Source organism: Pleurocapsa sp. PCC 7327, assembly GCF_000317025.1.
Classification (GTDB): domain Bacteria; phylum Cyanobacteriota; class Cyanobacteriia; order Cyanobacteriales; family Microcystaceae; genus Hydrococcus.
This window is the reverse complement of the sequence record NC_019689.1, coordinates 280,899-301,178: the sequence shown is the minus strand read 5'-3', so window position 1 is coordinate 301,178 and position 20,280 is coordinate 280,899. Positions and strand designations below refer to the sequence as shown.

The window sequence follows — 20,280 nt, the reverse complement described above, 5'->3', positions numbered from 1 at the left end:
TTGCAAGTGGCAAAAGACACTGCCAAGGGCCCGACTTGGTAAAACCAAAAAAAGGAATTGATAGGAATGGAAGTTCAAAACCTTGAATCTACGAAAGCTCGTCAAGCGATGGGAACCAAAGGTTTGTCAAGCCGAGATCGCGTCAGGGTAACAAACGATTATTTCCAAAAAATCTATCGGCGATTGAGCTTGATTACTGTCTTGATTCCCTTTATCGGGACGGTTTTCGCGATCGCACTGCTGTGGTACGTTCCCATTACAGCGGTAGAAGTAGGATTATTGGTCGGCATGTATGCACTGACCATCCTGGGAGTTGAGGTGGGTTTCCATCGACTCTTTTCGCACCGCGCTTTTAGGACGACGACTCCCGTCCGCGTTGCTCTCGCCATCTTCGGTTCGATGGCAGCACAGGGAGGAGTGATGTTTTGGGTAGCACACCATCGCTGTCACCACCAGTACACCGATCTCCCCAACGATCCCCATTCGCCCCACCTGCATGGGGAAGGCATTCGAGGACGACTGCGCGGGCTGTGGCACTCTCACTTAGGCTGGGTTCTCAAAGGCGAAATTCCCAACTCGATGCTGTTTGCCAAAGATCTGCTGCGCGATCCGGCGATCGCTAAAGTCAACCAGTGGCAGCAGTACTGGGTACTTCTCGGTCTTGTCATCCCTGCTGTCATAGATGGGCTGATCTCCCGAACCTGGATGGGAGTTTTACTAGGGTTTCTCTGGGGAGGACTCGTGCGCGTTTTCCTGGGACAGCAAGTTATCAACGCTACCAACTCCATCTGTCACATATATGGCGGTCGTCCCTTCAACTCCGACGATCGCAGCACCAACAACCTTTGGCTTGCGATTCCCTCCTTCGGACAGTCGTTGCACAACAACCATCACGCTTTTCCCAGTTCGGCGATTGTCGGGCTGAAGTGGTGGCAGATCGATCTGGGTAACTGGGTTGTTTGGATGCTGAAGGCGACAGGCTTAGCTTGGAACGTGAAAATGCCATCGGCGAGCCAAATAGAAGCCAAGAGAGCAGTTTAGTAAAGCAAACTAGAAACTAATCAAAAATCACAAACGAGGAGTTAAAACAATGGAAGTTCAAAATCCCCCAGTAAAAGAGATATCCGCCGTAGAAATTCAAGATTGGATCGTCGCTTATCTAGCGGACTTGCTAGAGACGGAACCAGAAGAAATCGATGTCACGATTCCTTTCGATCGCTATGGTTTAGATTCCTCGGCAGCAGTCGGTTTGACGGGCGACTTAGAAAATTGGCTGGGAACGGAAGTCGAGCCAACCCTACTATACGATTACCCAACTGTTGAAGCTTTGGTCGAGCATTTAAACTCCCAGTTGAAAGCCAAACGTTAGCGAACGCGGGATTGATTCAATTCATGCGGTGGACGGTTATACCAATTCCTAATTAGCAGATAGTACATAAATACTATAATCGAAATAACTCTTTCGAGTGGTCGGACGTGCAATGTCTTCCGGGAATTGCAAATTGTGAATTGTCAATTGAATTGATACTTTCAGGAGAAACTTATGGTAGCTGTAAACAAAACCCTAGATCGCAAGACTCAATCAGTAAACCAGTCAGAAACTCGAAAGACACTTCACCACCAAATCATCGAAAAAACTTTCAAGAACAACACCGACTCGGACTACACCGAGAAGATTAGAGACCTGGGTAATGAATTTGATTACGCCAGCAACCGCGATTATTACTGGGGCTATCCCGAACTTTCGCTGCTGTACGGTACCCCTCTCTACGATGCCGCTTCCCACACGCAGAAGCTTGCGCTCAATCATCTCTATTGGGTAGGAAATTACAACCATACCGCCGTTAGCGAAGCCACTACCAGTATTTATAATATGGTCACCAATGGGGTGTTTCGAGCCGTCGGCGGTTACGAAACCCTTTGTCGGGAACTCGATTTTGAAACCGAGCAGGAAAGCTATCACATTCGCACCTTTCAAAAGATCGGATTCAAAACCAAAATGGCGATCGTCGGCAAAACCATCTTGGGGAATTCCGAATATGGCAAATCGGATAATGAGGATGTTAATAGTTGGCTTAAACTTTTGATTCCTCAGCCCGTGCGGAATTATTTTATCTCAAGCAAGGGAAGCTCGCCCTTTTCGATCCAGCGAGACAAGGTTTTAGGCGCGATCGCCAAGATAATGCTTAGAGATAAAAAACAGTATTACTCTGGGTATTTGAGAGATATAGAAGAAAGGGGCGAGTCGATTCCCGCGCCAGCCGACGGTTTGGGAGGGCGAATCGCACCGCGTTATTGGTTGCGGTTCTTCACGATTCACTGGGGAATGTCGCCGTTTATGGCATGTCAGTACTATTCTTTGCGCTACACGGCAAATGCAATTCTCAAAAATCAAGAATACCCATACGTTAGGTATTTCCGAGAGTTAGAGCAAAAGGGCGAACATATCCCAACTCCAACTGCCGTTTCCTACTATCACTTATTGGACGAAGCCTTCCATACTACCATTTCTCAGACACTTGCCAGAGATACCTATAAGGATTTTCCCAAGCCAACAGCCTACGAGAAATTCATCTCCGGTTTGATAATTTACAAGATGCAATGCAGCCTCTTGAGCGGTCTTTCTGGAATTTTGCCCGGTCGCTGTGTTTACGACGACCAGATGTTAATGATTTTCTACTACAAGCTCTTAACATCGCCTCTGTTTGCGATGGAAAAGCGAGAAGCCCTCGATTGGCTGGAGAAATGCGTCTGTCAAGAACACGAAGGCTATCACGTGGGACTTAAGTATCACCAAAGTCTTTTGGAATTGATGCGGAGATTGTTCGGTCGCCTCGATTACCAATGGTCGATCAATCGCAACATGGGCATTATGGCGGCAGGCGGTTCGATCGAGAAAGCCTTGCCAAAGAATACCGAAGCCTTTAAGCGGTTCTCCCAATCGATCCTGGCGCAGGATAGCTAGCCTTTGAAGTTTGTAGGGATGTTTTCTAGAACGTCTGTACATTAGAGTTCGGAGTTAGAGAAATTTGATGGAACCCATAGCAATTGTTGGCATTGGTTGCCGTTTTCCCGGTGCAGAAAATCCCGAAGCCTTTTGGCAGCTCTTACGCAATGGTGTAGATGCGATCTCTGAGGTACCAAGCGATCGCTGGGACATTGACGAATTTTATGCCCCTCAGCCAGCTACGCCTGGAAAAATGAATACCCGCTGGGGTGGCTTTTTGGATCGGGTAGATCGGTTTGACCCTGGCTTTTTTGGGATTTCTCCCCGCGAAGCAGAGCACATGGATCCCCAGCAAAGACTGGTGTTGGAAGTGGCCTGGGAGACGTTAGAAAATGCTGGAATCGTTCCAGAGACGCTAGCGGGCAGCCAGACAGGGGTATTCGTTGGCATCACCAATGCTGATTACCACAAACTTCTCTACAAAGACTCTTCCCAACTCGGCGCATATAGCGCCACGGGCACTACTCCTTGCATTGCCGCCAATCGTCTCTCCTATGCACTAAATCTGCGAGGTCCCAGTATCGCGATCGATACGGCTTGTTCCTCATCGTTAGTGGCAGTTCATTTAGCGTGTCAGAGTTTGTGGAACGGGGAATCCAATCTCTGCCTAGCTGGAGGGGCAAACCTGATGCTGTCTCCAGAGCCAACTATCACTTGCTCCCAAGCTCAAATGATGGCGGCTGACGGTCGCTGTAAGACCTTTGATGCCAGTGCCGATGGCTACGTCCGGGGAGAAGGCTGTGGCATAATCGCCCTCAAGCGCCTAGAAGATGCCCTCCGAGACGGAGATAACATTCTGGCGCTCATTAGAAGCTCGGCAGTCAACCAAGATGGTACGAGCAACGGACTGACAGCCCCCAATGGACCGTCTCAACAGGCAGTCATTCGCCAAGCTTTGAAACAAGCACGAGTGGCTCCAGCGCAGATTAGCTATCTAGAAGCCCACGGCACTGGCACTTCTTTAGGAGATCCAATTGAGGTTAAATCCCTCAAAGCCGTGCTGATGGAGGATCGTTCCCCAGATCGATCCTGTTGGATTGCCTCGGTTAAGACCAATATCGGTCATCTCGAAGGCGCTGCTGGAATTGCTAGCCTGATTAAGGTAGTCTTACAACTACAACACCGAGAGATTGCTCCCCACCTGCATTTAAAGCAGCTCAATCCCTATATTTCCCTCGAAGGAACGCCCTTTGTCATCCCTTCTGAGTGCCAGCCTTGGTCTTGTTCTGGCAGTCGCTTGGCTGGAGTCAGCGCTTTTAGCTTCGGCGGCACCAATTGCCACGCGATCCTCGAAGAAGCGCCGCTGCAAACCCCAGTATCAAGCGAAGTCGATCGCCCTCGGCACCTTCTAACTCTCTCGGCAAAAAGCGATCGGGCTTTGGTAGAACTAGCACGACGGTATGAAGATTTCTTAGGGTATCATCCAAAAGTTTCGCTAGCGGATGTCTGCTTTAGTGCCAATGCGGGGCGATCGCATTTCGAGTACCGCCTCGCTGTTGTCACTGAATCTCCCCTACAGTTGCGGGAGCAGTTGGGTGCTTTTGCTGCCGGAAAAGAAACTTCTAACTTAATTAGCGATCGCGTCACCAAAAAGAAATCGCCGAAAATGGCATTTTTATTTACGGGTCAAGGTTCCCAATATGTCGGCATGGGTCGTCAACTTTACGAAACCCAGCCGACTTTCCGCGCCGCCTTAGATAAATGCGCCGAAATTGTGCAACCCTATCTAGAAAAGCCACTACTTGAAGTTTTATATCCCCAAGAGGGAACATTTTCGCCCATCGACGAAACTGCCTACACCCAACCCGCACTATTCGCCCTCGAATACGCCCTCGCGCAATTATGGCAATCTTGGGGCATAGAACCCACTGTCGTCATGGGGCACAGTGTCGGCGAGTACGTTGCCGCAACTATTGCTGGGGTATTCAGTTTAGAAGATGGGTTGAAATTAATTGCCTATCGCGGGAAACTCATGCAAGCCTTGCCACAAACGGGGACAATGGTCTCGGTCTTGGCAGATGAAACAACGGTAAGAGAAGCGATCGCACCCTATACAGAAAAAGTTGCGATCGCGGCAATTAATGGTGCCAAGAGTATCGTAATCTCTGGAGAAACAGAAGCTATTCAACAAATAGTCTCTGGGTTCGCATCTGAGGGCATAAAAACGAAACCATTACAGGTTTCCCATGCCTTTCACTCGCCTTTAATGGAACCGATGCTAGCGGAGTTTGAACGAGTTGCTAGCGAGATAACTTATGCTCTACCTCGTATCGATATTATTTCTAACCTGACGGGAAAACTCGCAACCGAAGAAATTGCCACGCCGCAATACTGGGTTGCTCACGTACGGCAGCCCGTGAGATTTGCCGCCAGTATGGAAGCGCTAGCGAAGCAGGAGTGCGAAATCTTCTTAGAAATTGGCGCCAAACCCACCCTTTTAGGCATGGCACGCACGGTTTTAGCAAATCCAAAATCCTATCTGTGGCTGCCCAGCCTGCGTCCGGGACAGGAAGATTGGCAACAACTGCTAGAAAGTTTGGCAGCCTTATACGTCCGTGGAGCAGCAGTAGACTGGAAAGGATTCGAGCGCGACTATCCCCGCCGTCGAGTAGCATTGCCCACCTATCCATTTCAGCGCCAGCGCTATTGGGTAGAAACAGCTCGCAACGGACGCGGTCAAGCCGAGTCAGGCTCCCAAGAAAATCTTCAAACCCCCATCATCAATCTCCTACATCGAGGAGACGCACAACAGCTAGCCCAACATCTAGAAACCGCAGAAGAACTCTCCCCCGAAGAAACCAAATTCCTGCCCAAGCTGCTAGAAATCCTAGTCAAGCAACACCAACAGCAGCAGAAGGCAGCAGCCCTACCCAATTGGCTCTACCAAGTCTCCTGGCAGCCCCAGCCCCGTCAGCAGACAGATATCAGCTTCCCCGAAGCAGGTAGCTGGCTAATTTTAGCTGAGAGCTCGGGTGTAGGACAAGCCCTCGCCAATCTCCTAGAAGAGCGCGGTCAAACTTGTTATCTGGTTCATGCCGCAGACACCTATCAAGGCAAAGAACCGGGAGCCTGGAGTCTCAATCCCACCAATCCAACCGATTTCGAGCGGCTATTACAACAAATAGAGGCAACTAGCCAGCCGCCGTTGAAGGGAGTTATCCACCTGTGGAGTTTAGAAGACTCATTCGCGCCAGAATTAACCGCGCCCCAGCTAGAACAAATCCAGGCAATCGGTTGCGGCAGCGCCCTGCACCTAGTCCAAGCGCTCGCCAAGCACTACCAGCAAGCCGTACCGCGCTTGTGGTTGGTGACGCGGGGAGCGGTGCCAGTAGACTCGTCGCTGCCAGGAGTGGCTCAGTCTTGTTTGTGGGGATTGGGTAAGGTCATCGCCCTAGAGCAACCGCAATTATGGGGAGGACTGATCGACTTAGCGCCAGATGCGCCTTCTGATGAAGCCATAAATCTGTTGGCAGAAATTAGGGATTCTCAAGGAGAAGACCAGCTCGCCTTTCGAGGCGGACAGCGCTATGGAGCTCGCCTAGTGAGAAGCCAAGTGCCAGCGGCTCGCTCGGTATCCCTACAAGCCGATAGCACCTATCTAATTACAGGAGGGCTGGGGGCATTAGGGCTAAAAGTCGCCCAGTGGATGGTAGATAGGGGAGTGCGGCACTTGGTGCTAACCAGTCGCCGAGAGGCTTCCGAGAAAGCGCAAGCAGCGATCGCACTCATGGAGCAGGCAGGAGCCAAAATTCTGGTCGCGCGAGCCGATGTCGCCGCGTGGGGGGAGCTGGTGAGAGTCTTTGAACAGATTAGGACTTCGATGCCGCCGCTGCGAGGAATCGTGCAGGCGGCTGGCGTACTCGACGATGGCATTTTGCTGCAACAGAACTGGGAACGCTTTGCTAAAGTCATGGCTGCCAAGGTCAAAGGAACTTGGAATCTACATGTATTGGCACAAGAGCTGCCACTAGACTTCTTTGTCAGTTTTTCCTCGGCAGCTTCGCTGTTGGGTGCGCCCGGTCAAGGGAATTATGCGGCAGCGAATGCTTTTCTCGATGCGCTCGCTCACTATCGACGGAGTTTAGGACTGCCGGGGTTGAGCATCAACTGGGGAGCGTGGGGCGAAGCGGGGATGGCAGCCAGCTTGGGAGAGCGCGAGCGCGAGCGTATGGCTGCCCAGGGGATTGAGCCGATTCCTTTAGCGCAGGGATTGCAGGTATTAGGAAATCTGCTCGCGGGAAGCGCTGCTCAGGTGGGGGTATTGCCAGTTAATTGGTCTAAGTTTCTGCAACGATTCCCTGAAGGCGTGATGTCGTCATTCCTTGAGTCTTTTGGGGTAGCATCCGAGCAACCAGCCACGCAGCAAACAGCGTTCTTGCAACAATTAGAGTCCGCTCCTGTCAGCGATCGCCGGAATTTATTGATAAATCATGTTCGCAGTCAAGTTGCCAAAGTTCTGAGGTTGAGCGAACCCGATCGAATAGATATACAGCAAGGCTTGTCAGACCTGGGACTGGATTCGCTCATGTCCGTGGAGTTAAGGAATCATTTACAGACCAGTTTGGGGTGCTCCATTCCCACAACTTTAGCGTTTGACTATCCAACAGTCGAAGCACTGACGGATTATTTGGCTAAAGAAGTAATGGGAGCGGACTTTTTTGATGAATCTGCTGTGGAGTTACACAAAAGCAGCGATCGCGAGCAAGGTGTAGCCGAATCAAACTTAGACGATCTATCGGACAGCGAGGCTGAAGCGTTGCTGCTTAGTAAATTGGACAACATGAGGTACTGAAGAGATGGATTGGAATTCACAACAAGAAAAGTCTGTATCTCCTATCAAGCGGGCACTCAAGGCTTTAGACGACATGCAAGCCAAACTCGATGCTATCGAGTATGCCAGAAGGGAACCAATCGCTATTATTGGCATGGGTTGCCGATTTCCAGGAGGAGCCGACAATCCAGAGGCATTCTGGCGGCTGTTGCGCGACGGGGTTGATGCCATTACAGAAGTCCCCCCCCAGCGATGGGATATGGAAAAATACTACGACCCAGACCCCGATACCCCCGGCAAAATATCTACCCGCTACGGAGGGTTTCTCGATCGCGTGGATGCCTTCGACGCTCAGTTTTTCGGCATTCCGGTTCGGGAAGCTACTAGCCTCGATCCCCAGCAGCGCTTACTGCTAGAGGTAAGTTGGGAGGCTCTGGAAAACGCCAATCAGGCACCCGATCGCTTGTTTAACAGCTTGACAGGGGTATTTGTCGGGATCTCTAGCGGCGACTATAGCAGCGTACTCTTAGGAACGGGAGAACCGACAGACATTGATGCTTATTACGGAACGGGCAACTCTCACAGTGTAGCGGCTGGACGCATATCCTACAGTTTAGGACTCAAAGGACCTAGCTTTGCAGTCGATGCAGTCTGCTCTTCCTCATTAGTAGCAGTTCATCTGGCTTGCCAGAGCCTGCGCTTGCAAGAGTGCAGTCTGGCTCTAGCAGGCGGAGTAAACTTGCTCCTAGCTCCAGAAAATAGTATTAACTTATCCAAAGCGCGAATGCTAGCGCCGGATGGTCGCTGTAAAACCTTTGATGCCTCTGCCGATGGCTATACGCGAGGAGAAGGATGTGGAGTCATCGTCCTCAAGCGCCTCTCAGATGCCATAGCCAACGGAGACCGGATCTTAGCCACGATCCGAGGCTCGGCAGTCAGCCACAATGGTCGCAGTAGTAGCTTGGTAGCCCATAGCGGACCGTCTCAGCAGGCTGTAATTGGTAAAGCTTTGGAGAATGCAGGCATCGAACCGACACGAGTCAGTTATGTAGAGGTCAATGGCACGGGAACATCTCTAGTCGAACCAGTTGAAGTAGGAGCCTTGGGGGCAGTATTTGGCAAGAACCGCCCTCAAGAACAACCGCTGGTCATTGGTTCGGTGAAAACCAACATCGGTCACTTAGAAGCGGCGGCGGGGATAGCAAGTCTGATCAAGGTAGTGCTTGCCTTGCAACACAAAGAGATTCCCCCCCACCTGCACTTTAAACAACCCAATCCTTACATTCCCTGGAACGAACTACCAGTAAAAGTTCCGACAAATTGTCTGCCTTGGTCTGTAGGCGAAAAGCTGTTGCTTGCGGGAGTTAGCTCCTTCGGCTTTAGCGGTACCAATGCTCACGTAGTTCTCGAGGAGGCTCCCGTTGCAGAGCCAGTGCCAAGGTCGATAGAGCGTCCCCTACACCTACTAACCTTATCGGCTAAGACAGATGAGGCTCTCGTTCAGTTAGCCGAGCGGTACGAGAAGCACTTAGCCGCCAACCCAGACTTAGCAATAGGAGATATCTGCTTTAGTGCCAATAGCGGGCGATCTCACTTTCAGCATCGGCTGAGCGTGCTAGCTTCTTCAACTGCCGAACTCTGCGACAAGCTAGCTGCCTTCAGTGCTGGGCAGGGAGCAGCAGGATTATTTAAGGGGACGGTAACCGATCCTCCCAAGATCGCCTTTCTTTTTGGCGGACAAGGCTCCCAATACATAGGAATGGGTCGTCAGCTTTACGAAACCCAACCGACTTTTCGAGCCGCTTTAGATAAGTGTGCCGAAATCTTGCATTCCTATCTCGAAAAGCCTTTGTTAGAAGTACTTTATCCCACTCAAGTCAAAGAAAATACCCAATCCGCCGTTCTCCCGAAAGCAGTTCCGGGAGCGTGTGGCGGCTTCGCCAAAATCGAACAAGCTGCCTTATTTGCCCTCGAATATGCCCTCTTCCAGTTATGGAAATCTTGGGGCATCAAACCCGCCGCAGTCATGGGTTACGGTGTAGGGGAATATGTCGCTGCAACCGTCGCTGGCGTATTTGGTTTGGAAGATGGCTTGAAGTTGCTTATGGAGTCATCGTCAGGAGAGTTGGAGCGAATCGCTAAGGAAATAACCTATTCCCAATTGCGAATTTCATTAGTTTCTTTAACTGGAGAACTAGCGACTGCCCAAATCGCTACCCCTCAATACTGGTGCGATTGCTCTCCGGGCAATGCCAAAGGCGATCGCGTGCGACAATCCGTAAATGCCATCAACATCGATGCCCTCGCTCAACAGGGTTACGAAATATTGGTAGAAGTTGCACCAAAGCCAATGCTTGCCCAAAAAACAGGAAAAGTTTGTCTATCTAGCCTAAATCCAGGCAAAGACGATTGGCAACAGCTCCTTGAGAGTTTGGGGACTTTATATGTGCGTGGAGCCAAAGTAGACTGGTTGGGTTTTGAGCGCGACTACTCGCGTCAATCGATACAACTGCCAACCTATCCCTGGCAGCGAAAGCGCTACTGGTTTGAACCGAATAACAATGGGCACGGAAACCAAAATAACGGTCAGCACTCGATGGCTAACCTTCTCGCTCAGGCAGAGAGCGAACAGTTAATCAGACAGTTAGAAATGACCGGAGAACTTTCAAAAGAGGAGTTGAATTTGCTGCCCAAGCTGCTTAGATTATTAGCCAAGCAATACCAGCAGCAGACCGAAGCGTCGCGATTCATCGAGCCAACAACTCCAGCACAGCCGCTCGATCCCAAGTCTCTGACAGCAGAAGATATTCAAGCTTGGCTGGTCGATCGCATTGCCCAAGAGCTAGGAGTCAAACCCGATGACGTAAATGTTCGAGTACCTTTCGACAGCTACGGTCTGGATTCTGTGCTAGCGCTCGGCATTGCTAGCGCTGGCAAACAATTTCTTGGACTCGATCTGTCTCCGCTTTTGCTAGTGCATTATCCCACGATTGAGTCGCTTTCCCACCACCTAGCCAAAGAATTAGAAGCTTCTGAGTTAGAAATCTTTGAGATTTAAACTTCAAATTCGCTCTGAAAAAGATTATAAAATAGGGAGATTTTTAAACGATGAACGTATCCGAGCTTTTGAATGACCTTAATCAACAAGGCGTTCAGCTATGGGCAGATAATGACAAACTCAAGATTAATTCTCCAAAGGGATTACTAACACCAGAAATACGCACAAAGCTAGCCGAGCGCAAAACAGAAATTCTGGCGTTTCTGCAACAAAATAACGGAACTGCTAGCGATCTTTGCACTTCTGAAACTCAAGACCTTAGCTTGCAGACAATTGGTCGTTTGATTGGAGGTTATTGCCGTAAAGTTACAGGCTTTATCCCTCCCGTTATCGATCCAAAAATTATGGCAAATAAGCTAAAAGTTACCTTTAGACCTTTGCCCGATGGATACAAAAAAGAAACCATTTTAAAGTTTAGACAAGAGTTAGAACGCAAGCTGCGGGACAATGGCGTTCAGATCTTATCTTGGGAAGAAGCAACTAAAGAGTTTAACTACGAAATTACGATTCCTTTTATAAATTGGAAAAAAAAGATCGCAACAAGAGTAATAAAAGCGGGTGTTAGTGCTGTTATCGATGTAGAAAAACGTCCTTCTTTACTTGGAAAAGTTAAGATATTTGCAGCAGAGTTACTGTATAAATTCTATTCTCGTTTTGTTTTAAAAAATCGCCAGATATCTGCTTCTAAAATCATGCAGTTTATCAGTTGGGCTGAAGAGAATGCCCGACCGCTGGAAGATCCTACCAATACTCAAGCGATCGTTTTAACAAAACTCAACCAAGAGTTTATCGATCCAAAAATTCCTTATCAACAGAAAATTCCTATTGGTGTAAATACCTTAATCGAAACATTTTCTGAAATCGCGATCGGAGTTTCCGACACCAAAATTTCTATCTTAAATATGAACCTTTCAGACTCGGTGTTTCCTGTAGAGTCAGTTGATGAATTCGTTTGTAAGTCTTTAATTCCTAAAATTTACGTACCCATTCAACCATTGCCTCTAAGCCGATTTGAGATTGGTGAATACGAGCCGAAAGCATCGATTTATGCAACCAATTTAGTGAGAATGGGTCGGGAGTTGGCATCAACGGGTTTACTCCCTTCTGGTTTTAAGATTGATGATGCGGTCAAAAGAAAGTCCCATCGAGATATTGTCGACTGGATGGCAAATGGCAGAACAGGCGTTTCTTATGGTTTTGTTGCCTACGCCGAACCGCCGCAATACGTGGGTGCGGTGGAAATATCCGAGCAAGAGTGGGAAAGTCTGTCCCCTATCGAAGGGTTCAGTCGTGACGAACTGCGTCAGAATGACATCGGTAGGAGATATATAAAAACCAGGATTGGGGAAAAATACGTATTTAAGCAGCTACCAGACCTATGGCTTGTCAGTTCTCGATCGGGTTCAAAGAAAACCGACCTCAACCTAGAAACTGATGTTTTGAGGATTGGCTTACAAGACAGATTATTACTCCAAGTACCCAAAGGAATCGATCCGGCAGCAGGCGATATCAAACCTTCTTACGATATTTATGTCATGGTCTCTATGGCTCTGGCAGCAGCTTTGTACGCACCGGATCTAATCGAAAATGGCGCACCCATGGTTCATTTTCACGGGTATCCATCGCTCGCGTGGTTTGAATCGAAAAACGAATATTGTACTGGAGTTTACAACCCCTCGGTTCCTTGTGGAACTTATGAATCAGGAGTCTTCAATTTTCTAGGCATCCGCAATCTCGTCGATCGCTACGGGAGCGACATTGCTTTAGCTGGTTTGGTCGAGCCAGATCATGGCACCAATATCATCGCCTCTGACTGGGAGTATTTAGTTGCCAGAATCAAAACTGGCGTGGAACAGGGACAAATCGAACTGGGAGGCAAACATTTTGCTTCCCTTAAAGAGAGTCTAGGTGCTAGCTGAACTTTAATTCATACGATGAGCCATGAATCTTGAAAACAAAACGCTTCTCATTACCGGAATTGGTGGCTTTATTGGCTTGCGGGCTGCCGAAATCGCTCTATCTAGGGGGATGAAAGTTCGAGGACTGCAACGTTCCCAAGAAAAAGCTCAAGCAGCACAAAAACTAGGTGCCGAGGTAATTGTAGGCAGCATCACCGATCCCGTAGCTGCCGCAAAAGCTTGCCAAGGAGTAGACATCGTTCTGCATGCGGCTGCCATTGTTAAAGAAGGTGGCTCGCCGAAGGATTTTTATGAGGTCAATGTTGGTGGCACCCTTAATATGGCTAAAGCCGCTAAAAATGCTGGCGCAAACACCTTTGTTCATCTCTCAAGCGTGATGGTATATGGCTTTAACTTTCCTGAGGGTGTCGCGGAAGAGGGACCACTCCGTGGAGAGAACAATCCTTACTGTCAGACAAAAATAGAAAGCGAAAAAGAACTCTTAAAACTCAATGCCCCGCCAGATTTCGGCATCATCATCATTAGACCGGGAGATGTCTACGGACCTGGAAGCACATCCTGGGTAGTTAGACCGCTGCAATTAATGCGCGAAAGAGTATTTGCATTGGCTAATGGCGGGCGAGGAGTCATGAACCACGTATACGTGGACAATTTAATCGAGGGCATATTTCTGGCAGTAGAAAAAGAAGCCTATGGAGAAGCCTTTAATCTCACAGACGGACAAGAAACGTCCTGGAAAGAGTATTTTACGCGCCTGGCGGAAATAGGAAATGCACCTACACCCTTTTCTTTGCCAGCGAGCGTACTCAAGTTTATCGCTTGGCTGCGCTGTTTTGGTCAGTCAGTTGTCGGTCAAAAACCCGATGCTTTACCACAATCCGTAAATTGGGTAACTCGCCCCCATGCTTATTCCATCGCTAAAGCACGAAGTCAGCTAGGTTACGAGCCAAAAATCGATTTGGAAGAGGGAATGCGACGGACACAGGAGTGGCTACAAAAAACGGATTTACTATAGGCTAGCTCAACTGCCAAAACTTCGTAGCTAAGCATGTCGATATTGCGACTATTGCTCTTAATTGAGAGGTTTAACTAGATGAAAAAAGTTTATTTGATGTCAGCCGATATGGGCGGAGGTCACGACAGCACCGCCAATGCTCTGCAAAAAGCGATCGAGATGCGGCAATTGCCTTGGCAATTCCATGTCGTCGAATTTTTTAAAGAAATCGGCGGGACGAGTCTTCCGCAAACGGTATATAACAATCTAGTGCTCAAAGAAAGTTGGGGAAGCTGGGTCAGAATTTTTAACGAACCGATCCTGGTTCCCTCGCTGAAGCTAAAAGTTCGCCTTAACTATTCTGCTTGGCTAAAGCGGCTGAGAAGCTACTTGTACCAGCACAAGCCAGATATCGTAATTTCCTTGTTTCCATACATAAACCGAATCCTTTATGAAGGCTTGCAGGCGACCCTACCGAATGTTCCCTTCATTACTCTTCCGATCGATTTTGCAGATTGTCCCCCTCACTTCTGGATAGAGCAACAGGATCAGTTTTTAATTTGTCCCACCGAACGGATGGTCGAACAAGCCCAAGAATTGGGTTATCGGGAAGAGCAAATTCTCCGCACTTCGGGAGTGATAATTAACCCTCGGTTTTACGAACCGATAAATTGCGATCGCAAAGTTGAAAGACAACGGTTGGGCTTAGATCCAGATTTGCCGACAGCTTTAGTCATGTTTGGCGGTCGCGGCTCCAATGCCATGCTAGAGGTTGCCGAGTCTCTAGAGCGATCGCCGCTGAATCTCCAACTCATTCTCATCTGCGGACGCGATAAAAAACTAGCAGATACCCTGCGCCGCAGCCAAAGCCGCTTGCTGAGGTACGTCGAAAATTATACGAGTGAAATCCCCTACTACATGCATTTGTCCGATTTCTTCATTGGCAAACCCGGTCCTGGAAGTATGAGCGAGGCGCTGGCAATGAAGCTGCCCGTGATTACGGTCAGCAATGCTTTCACCATGCTTCAAGAAAGATACAACCCAGAGTGGATCGCCAGTAATGGGTTTGGTATCGTAGTCCGCGATTTTCGAGAGGTCGATCGCGCTGTTGCACAACTACTCGTCTCCGAAAACTTTGCCCGTTACCGAGCCAAAGCCGCCGCTCTCAATAATCAAGCCGTGTTTGAAGTGGTTGATTTTCTAGAGGGAATCCTTGAGAAGTCAGAAGTCAGAAGTAAAGAATTTGTATAAGAACAAGCATTCTAGCCGAATTGCGATCTCTCTTTAATTTCTATAGAACGGAGACTGGAAATGAAAACTATAGCAGGTAAAACAGTCGTTTTGACCGGGGCTTCAGGTGGCATTGGCGCATTCATTGCCCGCGCTTTGGCAAAAGAGCGGGCAACTGTAGTCGGCGTTTCTCGTTCTCAAGAAGGTCTAGATCGAATCTGTGCCGAGGTCGAAGCCGCAGGTGGTAAAGGGATTGGCATCCCCTTCGATCTCTGCAAATTGGAAGAATTATCGGTCTTAGTCGAGCAGATCGAGAAACATACAGCACCCGTCGATATTTTGATTAACAATGCTGCCATAGAAAAATTCCGACCTTTTCAAAAGTACGCCTTAAAAGATATCCAAGCTATCCTGACAACCAATCTTGCGGCAGCGATGGAGTTAACCCGTTTGGTGTTACCGGGCATGCTAGAGCGCAATAGCGGTCATATCGTCAATATTTCCTCTGGGGCTGGCAAAAAAGGATCGCCATATAACAGCATCTACTCAGCCAGTAAAGCTGGTTTGATTATGTGGTCGGATGCAATGCGGCAGGAATTGGCAAGTACCAATGTCGGGGTTTCGGTGGTCTGTCCTGGAATTACCGATGCCGGAATGTTTCGTGCTCTTGATATCACACCGCCGAGTGCAGCACACGTCGCTCAGCCAACGGAAGTAGCAGATATAGTCCTTCAATCGATTAAGCAAAACCAGAAGGAAGTCGTCCTCGAAGGACTTCCGACCAAAATCTTATATGCAATTTCACAACTGTCTCCACAATTTGGAGATACGGTCTTTCAGAAGGTAGGCGTGGTCGAGATCAACCAAAGCTGCGCCCAAAAGCAAATGCAGGCTGAGAGCCTCTTACAAAACTAGATTGCACACAAGCCCTTTACCTGGACCATACACGACTCACTTGAAAATGAATAACGACCGTTACGATGTCATCATCATTGGTACGGGTGCTGGTGGTGGAACTCTAGCACATGCCTTGGCACCCAGCGGAAAGAAAATTCTAGTCCTAGAGCGAGGGACTTTTCTTCCCAAAGAAAAAGCTAATTGGGACTCCGAAGCAATCTATGCCAAAAATCGCTATCGAACTTCTGAAATATGGTACGACAAGAACGACAAACCCGTGCGTCCGTTTACGCACTATTATGTCGGCGGCAATACCAAATTTTACGGTAGCGCTCTATACAGATTTCGCGAGCGAGACTTTGAAAAAGTCCTTCATAAAGGGGGGATCTCTCCAGAATGGTCGCTGAAGTATCCTGATTTTGCTCCCTACTACGATAGGGCTGAAAAACTCTACGAAGTACGCGGTAAGCGAGGTCTCGACCCAACCGACCCTCCAAGCAGTGAAGACTATCCTTTTCCGGCAATTAGCCACGAACCTTACATGCAACGAATCAACGATGCGCTGAAGGATAGAGGCTTGCATCCTGCTTACCAACCGCTCGGTATTAAGCTCAATGAAGTCAACCGTCTTTTTAGTGCTTGCATTCGTTGCGATACTTGCGATGGCTTCGCATGTTTGGTCGATGCCAAAGCCGATGCTGACGTTAATGGCGTGCGTCCGGCAATAACCTATCCCAATGTGACTTTAATGACCGAAGCCAAAGTGCTGCGCTTGCATACTAGCCTGTCGGGTCGGGAAGTGACTGCCGTGGAGACAGAAATCGCAGGCGAGCGTCAGATTTTTTCTGGAGATATCGTTGTTGTTGCTTGTGGTGCCATCAACTCAGCAGTATTGTTGCTCAGATCGGCTAATGACAAACATCCAAACGGATTGGCAAATAGTTCCGACTTGGTGGGACGCAATTACATGATGCATAAGCTTGCGTTTATCGTGGCTTTGACCGTAAGACCCAAATCGATAGTTTATTCCAAGACGCTTTCCGTTAACGATTTTTATTGGGGAGATAAAGATTTTGATTACCCAATGGGAAACGTGCAATCCCTCGGTACTATCACTACAGACAGAGCTGCCGCTAATGGACCATCTTTTGTTCCCAAGGCAATCTATAAAACAATAGCGGATCGTGCGATTGGTTGGTTACTCATGACCGAAGACTTGCCAGACCTCAACAATCGCGTGTATGTCAAGGGGGAGAAAATTTATCTCGAATATACCAATAACAATGACGAAGCGTATAAACGTTTGATCGAGCGCTGGATTCGAGTGTTAAGGTCTATTGAGCCACGCAACGATATCGGATCGTTGTCGCTTTACCTGACGACAGCAAATATGTCCTTGAAAGATGTCGGGCATCAGTGTGGTACCTGCCGTTTTGGAGAAGATCCTAAAACGTCTGTACTCGATCTCAATTGCCGCACTCATGATGTTGATAACCTTTACGTTGTTGATGGTGGCTTTTTCCCGTCTAGTGCCGCTGTGAACCCAACGCTCACGATTATAGCGAACGCTTTGCGGGTCGGAGAACATTTGCTTGAAAGATTAAAATAACTAGACCGTTACATCCGCAATATTAGATAAAACTTGGCGATTATGAAAAAAAAAGTTGCGATCGAGTTTCTCACCTCGCAGGGTGGCGGAGGGCATTACGCCACCTATAATGCAATCCGTTCGGTCATCGAGCAGCAACAACTGCCTTGGCAGCTCAATGTAACCGATATGGACGATCTAGTGGCGAGCTTAGCAGAGAAACAAAGCATAGTGAATATCTATGAGTTATTCGGAATTTCTTCTCATGACTTGTACAACCTGATGCTCAAAAGCGGCTGGACGTGGCTTTTTCCGTTGATGTTTCGCCTTAATAAATTACTGATCAAACTCAATTACGATTTTGGTCTCAAGTTTTTTGAGCAATATTGGCGCGAGCGACAGCCAGATTTGGTGGTTTCTATAGTAGCGTTTTATAACAAAGTAGCATGGGAAAGTTTAGAAAAGGTAAAACCGGGCACTCCCTATGTAACCGTCCCGATCGATTTTGAGGATTTGCCACCCGGATCTTGGATGGAACCGGAAACCGACAATTATACAATCTGCGGCACCGAAAGAGCAGCTCAGCAAGCTTGTTCTCTGGGAATAAAACCAGAGCGCATCGTCAAAACGTCGGGCATGGTCATTCATCCTCGTTTTTCCGAACCGATAAACTGCGATCGCAAAGTTGAAAGACAACGTTTGGGTTTAGCTCCAGATTGTCTGACCGGACTTGTGATGTTCGGGGGTCAGGGTTCTAAAGTGATGCTCGACATAGCCAAGCGTCTGGAATGTTTTCAAGACCAACTACAGCTGATCTTTATTTGCGGACTTAATGAAGAACTCGTGGTGGCGCTGCGCAATAGCCCAGGTCTTCAAAAGCGGTTTGTGACTGGCTTTACCCAAGACATGCCTTACTATATGCATCTGTCGGATTTTTTCATTGGCAAACCTGGTCCGGGTAGCATCAGCGAGGCAATAGCCATGAAGCTGCCAGTGATTGTGGAATGTAATTTTGCCACGCTCATCCACGAGCGATACAACGCCAAGTGGGTTCAACTCAAGGAAGTGGGGTTGGTGCTGCGTAGTTTTCGAGAGATCGATCGCGCCGTCGAGGAGTTTCTCGACCCCCAAAAGTTGGCTCGCTATCGGGCCAATGTTGCTGCTATCGACAATCGCGCCGTGTTTGAAGTGGTCGAATTCTTAAAGAAGATTGTCCCTAGTAGCGACAAGACAACAGTGGCAGAAGCAATCGAACTGGGACAGTGAAGGCGATGAATCGAAATCCTATTAAAGCGATCGCGCTGTGGGCGATGTGTTTGGCACTGTTCATGGCTAATCTCGACGATACTGGGGTGAATGTAGCGCTTCCCAAGATCCAGGTAAGTCTGGATGCTGATGTGTCTGGATTGCAGTGGATTCTCAACGCCTACACCCTGTCTGCGGCTAGTCTGGTGCTGCCGAGTGGGACATTAGGAGATATGTATGGGCGCAAGCGGGTCTTTCTAGCAGGACTGGTTATTTTTACGACTGCCTCTGCGATCTGCGCTATGGCGCCCAATTTGGGGATTTTGATTGCTGGGCGAACGCTTCAGGGAATTGGTGCGGCTTCATTAGTCCCAGGTTCTCTCTCGATTCTCGCCAATACATTCCCCGCTCCGAAGGAGAAAGCTAAAGCGATCGGGATCTGGTCTGCAGTGTCGGGACTCGCTCTCGTTGCAGGTCCCGTGGTAGGCGGTTTACTTGCAGATACTTTGGGATGGCAGAGCGTGTTCTTTCTTAATTTACCGCTAGGCGCGATCGCTTTTTGGCTGACCTTCTGCTTTGTCAAGGAAGTTGGGAATCTGCAGCAGCAGTGTATCGATGTGCCCGGTGTCGCGCTTAGTGTAATCTTGCTGGCTTCGCTCACCTACGCCCTTACCGAGGGGAATGCTGGAATTTGGCAATCGCCCCTCGCGCTCGGTCTGCTGGCAGTTGCCGGACTCAGCTTTCTGGCTTTTTTAATCATTGAGTCTCGCAGCAGCCGTCCGATGTTACCACTACATTTATTTAACAACTCAACTTTTGCTGTCGTCAATGTCGTCTCTGTTTTCATATTCTTCACTTTCGTCAGTTTACTGTTTATTTTCAGCCTGTTCTTACAGCAGGTGCAGGGATACTCGGCGGCGGCGGCAGGGGTTCGCTTCCTGCCGATGAATGGGGCTTTTGTCATCGCATCGATCGTTTCTGGATGGTTGGCGGCGCGGTTGGGGTGGCGCTTTGCGATCGCGACAGGATTGGCGATGGCGAGCGTGGCGACGTTTTCATTTACCCGCATGAGTGCCGACACCGAGTATGGAGCTATATTGGGGAGCCTCGTTCTCTCTGGCTTCGGGGGTGGCTTGGCACTCTCGCCCCTGATAGCGGCAGCGATGAGCGCTATACCCTCTAGTAAAGCGGGAATTGCCTCAGCGGTACTCAACGTCAGTAACCGTCTCGGTAATGTCTTTGGAATAGCCATACAGGGAACAATTCTCACGCAACGGCTAGCCTCAAACCTGAAGCGATCGCTCTCTGCTTGGAACCTACCCGCCAACGTCCAAGACCGACTGATCGCCGATGCTTTGCACGGTGGAGCTAAAGTTCCCAATGACCTCCCAGGCAGCATTTCGCCCGATGCATGGCATCGAGCGATTGGCAATGCTTTCGTGTCGGGTCTACATGCAACTGTTCTCGTCGCCAGTATTGCCCTGCTAGCTGGGGCATTGTTGATTCTGGCGTTTATTCCGTCGACTTATAAGAGGCGATCGCACTTTTGAGCGGCTTAACTTTTCCTAACC

Annotated in this window: 12 protein-coding genes; all 12 read left to right on the top strand. The window is 48.9% G+C overall.

Going from position 1 to position 20,280, the window contains the following annotated elements:
- Window positions 1-66: 66 nt before the first annotated feature.
- The 12 genes from PLE7327_RS01255 to PLE7327_RS01200 all read left to right on the top strand — a co-directional run bounded on the left by PLE7327_RS01255 (window position 67) and on the right by PLE7327_RS01200 (window position 20,259).
- Entirely contained in the window at window positions 67-1,041 is a 975-nt protein-coding gene (locus PLE7327_RS01255; RefSeq protein WP_015142041.1) for an acyl-CoA desaturase, read from the top strand.
- A gap of 49 nt (window positions 1,042-1,090) precedes the next feature.
- Window positions 1,091-1,369, top strand: coding sequence for an acyl carrier protein (locus tag PLE7327_RS01250; protein ID WP_015142040.1), 279 nt, complete (start codon window positions 1,091-1,093; stop codon window positions 1,367-1,369).
- A 174-nt stretch (window positions 1,370-1,543) separates the two neighbouring features.
- The gene (locus tag PLE7327_RS01245) at window positions 1,544-2,965 is read left to right on the top strand and encodes a hypothetical protein (protein ID WP_015142039.1); all 1,422 of its coding nucleotides are present in this window, start codon (window positions 1,544-1,546) and stop codon (window positions 2,963-2,965) included.
- A gap of 67 nt (window positions 2,966-3,032) precedes the next feature.
- Window positions 3,033-7,799 carry a type I polyketide synthase gene (locus tag PLE7327_RS01240; RefSeq protein WP_015142038.1) on the top strand — a complete coding sequence of 1,589 codons (4,767 nt, stop codon included), beginning with the start codon at window positions 3,033-3,035 and terminating at the stop codon, window positions 7,797-7,799.
- A 4-nt stretch (window positions 7,800-7,803) separates the two neighbouring features.
- The gene (locus PLE7327_RS01235; protein WP_015142037.1) at window positions 7,804-10,836 is read left to right on the top strand and encodes a type I polyketide synthase; all 3,033 of its coding nucleotides are present in this window, start codon (window positions 7,804-7,806) and stop codon (window positions 10,834-10,836) included.
- A gap of 50 nt (window positions 10,837-10,886) precedes the next feature.
- Entirely contained in the window at window positions 10,887-12,755 is a 1,869-nt protein-coding gene (locus tag PLE7327_RS01230; RefSeq protein WP_015142036.1) for a hypothetical protein, read from the top strand.
- Window positions 12,756-12,777: 22 nt separating this feature from the next.
- Window positions 12,778-13,770, top strand: a complete 993-nt coding sequence (locus tag PLE7327_RS01225) for an NAD(P)-dependent oxidoreductase (protein ID WP_015142035.1) — start codon at window positions 12,778-12,780, stop codon at window positions 13,768-13,770.
- 78 nt (window positions 13,771-13,848) lie between these two features.
- Complete coding sequence (locus PLE7327_RS01220) at window positions 13,849-15,000, top strand: UDP-N-acetylglucosamine--LPS N-acetylglucosamine transferase (RefSeq protein ID WP_015142034.1); 1,152 nt, start codon at window positions 13,849-13,851, stop codon at window positions 14,998-15,000.
- A gap of 60 nt (window positions 15,001-15,060) precedes the next feature.
- On the top strand, window positions 15,061-15,894 hold the full coding sequence (locus tag PLE7327_RS01215; protein ID WP_015142033.1) for an SDR family oxidoreductase: 834 nt from the start codon (window positions 15,061-15,063) through the stop codon (window positions 15,892-15,894).
- Between the two features lie 46 nt (window positions 15,895-15,940).
- A complete protein-coding gene (locus PLE7327_RS01210) occupies window positions 15,941-17,485 on the top strand; it encodes a GMC oxidoreductase (protein WP_015142032.1) in 1,545 nt (514 codons plus the stop codon).
- A 42-nt stretch (window positions 17,486-17,527) separates the two neighbouring features.
- The gene (locus PLE7327_RS01205) at window positions 17,528-18,730 is read left to right on the top strand and encodes a glycosyltransferase (RefSeq protein ID WP_015142031.1); all 1,203 of its coding nucleotides are present in this window, start codon (window positions 17,528-17,530) and stop codon (window positions 18,728-18,730) included.
- Window positions 18,731-18,735: 5 nt separating this feature from the next.
- Window positions 18,736-20,259 (top strand): MFS transporter, encoded by a 1,524-nt coding sequence (locus PLE7327_RS01200; RefSeq protein WP_015142030.1) that lies wholly within the window; start codon window positions 18,736-18,738, stop codon window positions 20,257-20,259.
- Window positions 20,260-20,280: the final 21 nt, after the last annotated feature.

What these genes read in the sequence shown, in the direction of transcription:
- PLE7327_RS01255 (WP_015142041.1), top strand. Translation starts at nt 67, where the DNA reads ATGGAAGTTCAAAACCTTGAATCTACGAAAGCTCGTCAAGCGATGGGA.
- PLE7327_RS01250 (WP_015142040.1), top strand. Translation starts at nt 1,091, where the DNA reads ATGGAAGTTCAAAATCCCCCAGTAAAAGAGATATCCGCCGTAGAAATT.
- PLE7327_RS01245 (WP_015142039.1), top strand. Translation starts at nt 1,544, where the DNA reads ATGGTAGCTGTAAACAAAACCCTAGATCGCAAGACTCAATCAGTAAAC.
- PLE7327_RS01240 (WP_015142038.1), top strand. Translation starts at nt 3,033, where the DNA reads ATGGAACCCATAGCAATTGTTGGCATTGGTTGCCGTTTTCCCGGTGCA.
- PLE7327_RS01235 (WP_015142037.1), top strand. Translation starts at nt 7,804, where the DNA reads ATGGATTGGAATTCACAACAAGAAAAGTCTGTATCTCCTATCAAGCGG.
- PLE7327_RS01230 (WP_015142036.1), top strand. Translation starts at nt 10,887, where the DNA reads ATGAACGTATCCGAGCTTTTGAATGACCTTAATCAACAAGGCGTTCAG.
- PLE7327_RS01225 (WP_015142035.1), top strand. Translation starts at nt 12,778, where the DNA reads ATGAATCTTGAAAACAAAACGCTTCTCATTACCGGAATTGGTGGCTTT.
- PLE7327_RS01220 (WP_015142034.1), top strand. Translation starts at nt 13,849, where the DNA reads ATGAAAAAAGTTTATTTGATGTCAGCCGATATGGGCGGAGGTCACGAC.
- PLE7327_RS01215 (WP_015142033.1), top strand. Translation starts at nt 15,061, where the DNA reads ATGAAAACTATAGCAGGTAAAACAGTCGTTTTGACCGGGGCTTCAGGT.
- PLE7327_RS01210 (WP_015142032.1), top strand. Translation starts at nt 15,941, where the DNA reads ATGAATAACGACCGTTACGATGTCATCATCATTGGTACGGGTGCTGGT.
- PLE7327_RS01205 (WP_015142031.1), top strand. Translation starts at nt 17,528, where the DNA reads ATGAAAAAAAAAGTTGCGATCGAGTTTCTCACCTCGCAGGGTGGCGGA.
- PLE7327_RS01200 (WP_015142030.1), top strand. Translation starts at nt 18,736, where the DNA reads ATGAATCGAAATCCTATTAAAGCGATCGCGCTGTGGGCGATGTGTTTG.